We start from the raw sequence: 6,034 nt of genomic DNA on the forward strand, positions 1-6,034 counted from the left end.
CCACGATCAACCAGTACACCACTGATGAAAGACCTGATCATTCGAGGGGCACGGGAGCATAATCTGAAGAATATCACCTTACAGCTCCCAAGAGACCAGCTGATCGTCATCACCGGCGTCTCCGGGTCAGGGAAGTCGACACTGGCATTTGATACGATCTATGCCGAGGGCCAGCGGCGGTATGTCGAGTCGCTCTCAGCATATGCGAGGCAGTTCCTCGGTCTGATGAATAAGCCTGACGTCGACGCGATCGAAGGGCTCTCTCCGGCAATATCGATCGAACAGAAGACGACATCTAAGAACCCACGGAGTACTGTTGGGACCGTCACCGAGATCTATGACTATCTCAGACTCCTCTTCGCACGAATCGGTGTTCCCTACTGTCCTGAGCATGGGATCAGGATCGAATCGCGCTCCCCGGAGCAGATAGCAGATACGATCAGATCGAAGACCTCTGAGATGGTTACCATCCTGGCACCGATCGTCAGGCAGAAGAAGGGCACCTATGCCCAGCAGATCAAAGATCTGGATGGTGAAGGGTTTGCCCGTGTCCGTGTAGATGGCACCATCCACAGGACCGATGAAGAGATACCGCTTGAACGGTATGTGAAGCATGACATCGAGATCGTCATCGATCGTCTCGACCCGGCCGAGACCTCACGTCTTGCCGAGGCATGCGAGGCGGCGGTGAAACGATCCGGCGGCCTCGTCATCGCGGTCTTTGAAGACGGGACCGAAGAGATCTATTCGGCAGAGATGGCATGCCCGATCTGCGGCATCTCATTTGACGAGCTCCAGCCTCGTTTCTTCTCATTCAACAGCCCTTTTGGGGCATGTGAATCCTGTAACGGCCTTGGATTCCGGATGCGGCTTGACCCGGATCTGATCATTCCCGATCGGACCATGAGCATTGCTGATGGTGCAGTTGCCCTCTATCGGAACTTCCTCGACGGATACCGGATGCAGTACCTGGCATCGGTTGCAAAACATTCAGGATACGACATCTTCACACCCCTCTCAGAACTGACAGAAGAGCAGTATCACACCCTGATGTACGGATCAGATGAAGAGATCCGGTTCTCAATGAGCATGAAGAATGGGGATGCAAACTGGTCTCACAAAGGTGTATGGGAAGGTCTGATCCCCCAGGCAGATCGGTTGTATCGGGAGACGAAATCAGAGTTCAGACGTGAAGAGCTGGAGAAGTTCATGCGGATCACCCCCTGTTCCACCTGTAATGGAGCACGGCTGAAGAAGGAGGTGCTTGCAGTGAAGGTGCATAATCACTCAATTGCTGATCTTACGAACCTCTCGGTATCAAAAGCACTCTCTTTCTTTGAGGAACTCCCTCTCACCGGTCGGGAGGAAGAGATCGCACGGCAGGTCCGAAAGGAGATCAATGCCCGCCTCCTCTTCCTTGAACGGGTCGGGCTTGGCTACCTGACACTCTCAAGAAACTCAGGCTCCCTTTCAGGTGGAGAGGCGCAGCGTATCCGTCTGGCAACCCAGATCGGATCGAATCTCATGGGTGTTCTCTATGTCCTTGATGAACCGTCAATCGGCCTCCACCAGCGGGATAATCACCGTTTAATCGAGACCCTCAAACACTTACGGGACCTCGGCAACACCTTGATCGTCGTAGAGCATGACGAGGATACCATCAGGCAGGCGGATTATATCGTCGATATGGGGCCCGGAGCAGGTATTCATGGAGGTGAGATCGTCGCTTCCGGAACATTGCAGGAGATTCTGGAGACAGAAGACTCCCTGACCGGCAAGTACCTCACCGGCACCCTGACAATCCCGGTTCCACAAGAGAGAAGACCAAAAGGGCCCGCTATTGTAATCACCGGATGCAGTGAACATAATCTCAAAGGAATCGATGCGGAGATTCCACTCGGCCTCTTCACCGTCATCACCGGGGTCTCCGGCTCAGGAAAGTCGACTCTCATCTATGAGACCCTCTACCCGGCTCTGATGAACTCAGTATATGGCTCACGTCAGCAGGTAGGTGCATTTGAGACCCTGACAACAGACCTCCCAATCGATAAGGTGATCGTCATCGACCAGAGCCCCATCGGGAGGACACCGCGATCGAATCCTGCCACCTATACGAAGGTCTTTGACGAGATCAGAAAGATCTTTGCAGAAACAAAAGAGGCAAAGATGCGGGGATATGCGCCCGGTCGCTTCTCTTTCAATGTCAAGGGTGGCAGATGCGAAGCATGCCAGGGGGACGGGACCATCAAGATCGAGATGCACTTCCTCCCTGACGTCTTCGTCGAATGTGAAGAGTGCAAAGGGGCACGGTATAACCGTGAGACACTTGAGGTCAGGTACCGTGGAAAGACGATCGCAGACGTCCTCTCAATGAGTGTCGAAGAGGCGAGGACCCTCTTTGAGAATATCCCTTCCATCAGTCAGAAACTTGAGACCCTCTGCCGGGTCGGGCTTGGGTACATCAAACTCGGACAGAGTGCAACAACCCTCTCAGGTGGTGAGGCGCAACGGATCAAGATCACCCGTGAACTGGCGAAACGGTCCACCGGCCAGACGATCTACCTCCTCGACGAGCCGACGACCGGCCTCCATTTTCATGATGTCAGCAAACTCATATCTGTTCTTGACGATCTCGTATCAAAGAAGAATACCATCGTTGTGATCGAACATAACCTTGATGTGATCAAGTCAGCAGACTATGTCATCGATCTCGGACCAGAGGGTGGGGATGCAGGTGGTGAGATCATCGCAGCCGGTACACCCGAAGATATTGCGGACGTGCCAGAGAGCCATACCGGCCGGTTCCTCAGGCCATTGCTTGGAGTATGATCATCGATACATCTCATATCCCTGATGAGCCGGGTTCATACCTCTTCATGGACGAAGAGGGGACCGTCATTTATGTGGGCAAGGCAAAGAACCTCAGGAAGAGGGTGCAGAGTTACTTCCGGAAGAACGAATCCGATCCGAAGACCGCAGTCCTTGTCGGAGCGATCAGATCAGTTGACTTCATCGCAACAGCGAGCGAGACCGAAGCCCTTATCCTTGAGAATACGCTGATCAAGAAGCATCAGCCGAAGTACAATATCGATCTGAAAGATGCGAAGAGCTACGCCTTCATCCAACTCTCAGATGATCCGTATCCCAGAATCGGGATCGCACGGAAGACCGTGCCAAAAGGGTCATTCTTCGGACCCTTTGTATCAGGCAGGGAACGTGACCATCTCCTTGCGATGGTGAAGAAGATATTTGGTCTCCGTTCATGCAGGAGACTCCCAAAACGTGCCTGTCTCAGGTACCATATCGGTACATGCCCAGCCCCCTGCATCGGTGCAATCGGTCAGCAAGCTTATGCAGAACGGGTCAGACAGGCGACCGAGGTCCTGAAAGGCAGGACGAAGAACCTTATCCTTGAGCTGAAGGCTGAGATGGAACGCCTCTCGGCAGCATGTGCCTTTGAGTCTGCAATCACGATCCGGGAGACGATCACCGCCCTTGAACATCTTGCCGGCAGGCGGATGGTGACACCAAAACATGCGAGTGAAGGAGATCTGATCAACTACCGTGTCACCGGAGGTGAGGTCTATCTCCTCCTCTTCCACCAGAGGAACGGAACCCTCATGGAGAAGGAGGAGTATCAGTTCACCGAATCACCGGATTTCCTCTCAGAATTCCTCGTTCAGTACTATAGCGATCATGAGGTGCCGGGGGAAGTGATCCTCCCTGAGAAGGTTGACGATGCCATCACAGACTACCTGACAAAACTCAGGGGAAAGGGTGTTCTGATAACGATCCCAAAACAGGGAGGGAAACGAGAGCTCCTTGATCTTGCCGGGAAGAATGTCGATCTCACCTGGTTTTCAGGAGAAGAACGGGTACATGCACTCAGACGGGCCCTCCACCTCCGGGAGATGCCGGATATCATCGAGTGCTTCGATATCTCACACCTCTCAGGCACCGCCGCCGTCGGATCGATGGTCCGGTTCAGAGGAGGCAGGCCGGATAAGAAGAACTATCGCAGGTACTCCCTGAAGACAGCAGAAGGGGGGGACGATCCCGGATCGATTCGGGAGGTTGTGAGACGACGATACAGCAGGCTGATCAAAGAAGAGAAGGAGCTACCCAACCTGATCATCATAGACGGCGGCAAGGCCCAGCTTTCAGCTGCGTATTCTGAGCTGAAGAACCTTGATCTGGAGGTGCCGGTCATCTCAATCGCAAAGCGTGAAGAGGAGATCTATATGCCGACCATCCCCTACCCTCTTCCGATTCCAGCTGATGATCCCGCATCCCTCCTCATCCAGGAGATCCGTGACGAAGCACACCGGTTCGCCGTCACCTATAACCGGATACGAAGACGAAAGAAGGTGATCCCATGAAGTTCACCCTCCATGCAGATTTCAAACCGGCAGGTTCACAACCTGAGGCAATCCAGAGCCTCAGAGACGGATTTTCTAACGAGATGAAGCGGCAGACCCTCCTCGGCGTGACAGGGTCAGGTAAAACCTTCACCATCGCAAACCTTATTGCAGAGCTTCAGATGCCAACCCTTGTTCTTGCACATAACAAGACGCTGGCAGCCCAGTTATACAATGAATTCCTCGACTTCTTCCCAGAGAACCGGGTCGAGTATTTCGTATCATACTATGATTACTATCAGCCCGAATCGTACCTGCCCAGAAAAGATCAGTACATCGAGAAAGACGCTGATATCAATCCGAAGATCGAGCAGATGCGCCTGTCGGCAACAGCATCCCTCCTCTCACGAAAAGATACCATCATCGTCTCATCAGTCTCCTGTATCTACGGCCTTGGAAATCCAGAACACTTTCAGAATCTTGGTTTTGAACTCAGATGCGGTGATACAGTCCGTCGAAATGATATCATAGGGCGGCTTGTAGAGATTCAGTTCGAACGAAACGATACCGAACTTGCACCGGGAAGATTCCGTGTCCGGGGGGACACTATCGAGATTATTCCCGGATACTTTAACGATATTATCAGGGTTGAACTCTTCGGGGATACGGTTGAGCGGATATCGGAGATCGAGAAGACGAGTGGAAGGCGCCTCTCCACGATGGAGTATTTCCACATCTATCCGGCCCGCCACTTCGTGACACCGGAGGATGAACGGAAGCGGGCTGTCATCTCGATTCGATCTGAGCTTGACCTGGTGCTCCCGACACTCGGTATGATCGAGGCGCATCGCCTCAGGCAGAGGACACTCTTTGATATCGAGATGATCGAGGAGACCGGGAGCTGCAAAGGTATCGAGAACTATTCACGTCATTTTGATGGGAGGAGTGCCGGAGAGAAGCCGTACTGTCTCCTCGACTACTTCCCTGACGACTTCCTGTTAATCATTGATGAGAGTCACCAGACCCTTCCCCAGGTGAGGGGAATGTATAACGGGGATTATGCCCGGAAGAAGAGCCTCGTAGATTACGGGTTCCGCCTCCCAAGCGCCTTTGATAACCGGCCGCTGAAGTTCCCTGAGTTCGAAGGGTACATGAAGCATGTCGTCTTCGTCTCAGCAACTCCCGGGGAGTATGAAGCAGACCATGCAGAACAGGTGGTCGAACAGATCATCAGGCCGACAGGGCTCGTTGACCCGGTGGTCCTGGTACGTCCGATCGATGGGCAGACAGAGGACCTGCTGAATGAGATCCGGCGCACCATTGAGGTGGGTGATCGGGTGCTTGTCACCACCCTCACCAAGAAACTGGCAGAAGAGTTCACCGATTATCTGGTCGGTCAGGGGATCAAGACCAGATACCTCCATTCCGAGATAAAGACCCTTGACCGGACAGAGATCATCAGGCAGCTCCGGCTCGGCACCTTCGATGTCCTCGTCGGGATCAACCTTCTGAGAGAAGGGCTGGATATCCCCGAGGTAGGGTTCATTGGTATCCTTGACGCAGACAAGGAAGGGTTCCTCAGAAACGAAAAGAGTCTCATCCAGACGATCGGAAGAGCGGCACGAAACGTAAACTCTCATGTCGTTCTGTATGCAGACAGAATGACTGATTCGATC

Annotated in this window: 3 protein-coding genes; all 3 read left to right on the forward strand. The window is 53.2% G+C overall.

All coding sequences use genetic code 11. The features are described from left to right. Positions 1–24 precede the first annotated feature (24 nt). Positions 25–2,829: an excinuclease ABC subunit UvrA gene (gene uvrA, locus Q7V06_RS09340; protein ID WP_304840871.1), complete on the forward strand. Its 2,805-nt coding sequence runs from the start codon at positions 25–27 to the stop codon at positions 2,827–2,829. Further along, positions 2,826–4,379: an excinuclease ABC subunit UvrC gene (uvrC, locus tag Q7V06_RS09345; protein WP_304840867.1), complete on the forward strand. Its 1,554-nt coding sequence runs from the start codon at positions 2,826–2,828 to the stop codon at positions 4,377–4,379. Before uvrA ends, uvrC begins: the two co-directional genes overlap by 4 nt. Beyond that, positions 4,376–6,034, forward strand: a 1,659-nt coding sequence (gene uvrB, locus Q7V06_RS09350) for an excinuclease ABC subunit UvrB (RefSeq protein WP_304840869.1), incomplete at its 3' end; no start/stop codon positions are given. The genes uvrC and uvrB, both read left to right, overlap by 4 nt.

Source organism: Methanocalculus sp. (assembly GCF_030651615.1).
In the GTDB taxonomy this organism is placed as follows: domain Archaea; phylum Halobacteriota; class Methanomicrobia; order Methanomicrobiales; family Methanocorpusculaceae; genus Methanocalculus.